Here is a 1,850-nt window from a genome sequence, read left to right on the forward strand (position 1 = left end):
CGCATGACCAGGGCGACCACGATGCCGAACGTGAGCACCTTGTGCTGGTGCTCCTCGGGGACCGCGAAGGTCGACATGATGATCACGAAGACGAAGAGGTTGTCGACCGACAGGCTCTTCTCCACGATGTAGCCCGCGAAGTACTGCGCCCCCGCGTCGCCGCCGTAGGCCCAGGCGAACCACGCGCCGAAGGCGATCGCGACCGCGATGTAGAACACCGACCAGGCCGTCGCCTCGGCGAACCGGACGCGGTGCGGTCGCGCGGCTGCCAGGATGAGGTCCACCGCGAGCAGGGCCACCACCAGCCCGATGGTGACCGCCCAAGTGAGCGCGCTGATCTCCAGCACCCAATGCCTCCGCTCAGTCCGAAGAAGAGAAACGCCGTTGAAACGGACATTATGCAGATATCACCCGGACGGTGCACCGAACTGGCTCATCCGGGAGGGGCTGGACGGCGGATCGGCTCCCAGCGGGTTGACCTGCCGCGACCGCGAGAAACCATGACATCGTTGACAAAGCGGCGCAGATCACGTCCCAGGCGCGCGGAGAAGTCCCCCGCCCAGGTGACGGGCGGGGGACTGACGTCACCTCTTGTTCAGCCGGTGTTCACCCGGCGAAGGCAATTCCCCCGCCGGGCGCCGGGGCTCACTGGAAGATCACGTCGTTGCAGAAGTAGTACGACTGGTCGGAGTGGCTGGCCTGCCAGATCACGTAGACGATGTGCCGCCCGGTGCGCGAACCGGCGTTGACCGCCACCTGGTACGTCCCCGCGGGCGCGTACCTGCCCGTCGAGGCGACCTGCTCCAGGTCGGACCACCTCGGTGAGGTGGTGAGCGGGTTGAAGCCCTGCTTGGTGACGTAGACGCGCAGGTAGTCGGCCCCGTGCTTGGCCTGGTCGGTCACCGTGAGGGTGAACTGCCTGGGCTTGGTCGCGGCCGTCCACGCGCCGGGCACGTCCATCGCGGCGTACCGGCCGTTCTCGGTGCGGCCCGCGCTGCACAGCTGGCCGTCCGGGATGGCGGCCTGGTGGTTGCCCGCGCCGCCCTCGCGGGAGAGGCCGTTCCAGTTCCACATGGCGTTGGTGTCGCGCTGCCAGGCCTGCCAGCACATGGGGTCGCGCTGGGCCATGGTCGGGTTCTGGAAGTCGCTGCCCCAGCGCTGCCAGCAGCCGTAGTTGCGCGAGGGCGGGTCGGTGGTGGAGCCGTGCGCGCCGGCCACGCCGGAGAGCAGGCTCACCATGAGCACCAGGGCCCCGGTGAGCGCGATCAGGGTTTTCCGGGCCAGTCGCGTCCCGGCAGGGGCGGGTATGAGCGCCACGCTGTCCTCCTCGTCGAGGATGCGAACACTGACTGGGAGCGCTCCCAAATCCGACTGTAGCCAGGTGGGCACCGGGTGTGAACCCCTGTGCGGCGCGCACCGGACCGAGCGGGTACCGGAACCTCCCCGGTCCGCGCCGGGACGTGCCGCCGAACGCAGCAGCCGGCGGGGTGTGGACCACCCGGCCAGCCGCCCACCTCACAGGTGACCTCGGGCACAGGGGCGCGGTCCGGGCGTGTCGCGCGCACGGCAGCGGCCCGGACCGCGTGGTCCGGGCCGCTGCTCCGAAGGGCGTCAGGCCGTGGCCAGCTCGGCCCAGACCGTCTTGTGGTCGTTGTACTGGTCCACTCCCCACTGCTCGGACAGCCGCGCCACGACGACGAGCCCGAAGCCGGACTTCGTGGTGGAGGTGCCGGGCGGGGAGAGCACGGGCAGCCGGTGCGGGCTCGCGTCGTCGACCTCGATGCGCACCCGGTCGCCGTGCCGCTCCAGGCGCACGGGACGCGGGGACCCGCCGTGCCGGTAGGCGTTGC

3 protein-coding genes are annotated in these 1,850 nt (G+C 70.4%); all 3 read right to left on the minus strand.

The features are described from left to right. Positions 1-347: TerC family protein (locus ACTUAL_RS23170; protein WP_440901714.1), on the minus strand; the 347-nt coding region annotated here is incomplete at its 3' end. Positions 348-645: 298 nt separating this feature from the next. Beyond that, a complete protein-coding gene (locus ACTUAL_RS23175; RefSeq protein WP_440901715.1) occupies positions 646-1,317 on the minus strand; it encodes a lytic polysaccharide monooxygenase auxiliary activity family 9 protein in 672 nt (223 codons plus the stop codon). A 294-nt stretch (positions 1,318-1,611) separates the two neighbouring features. After that, positions 1,612-1,850, minus strand: a 239-nt coding sequence (locus ACTUAL_RS23180; RefSeq protein WP_440901716.1) for an ATP-binding protein, incomplete at its 5' end; no start/stop codon positions are given.

Source organism: Actinosynnema sp. (assembly GCF_052038725.1).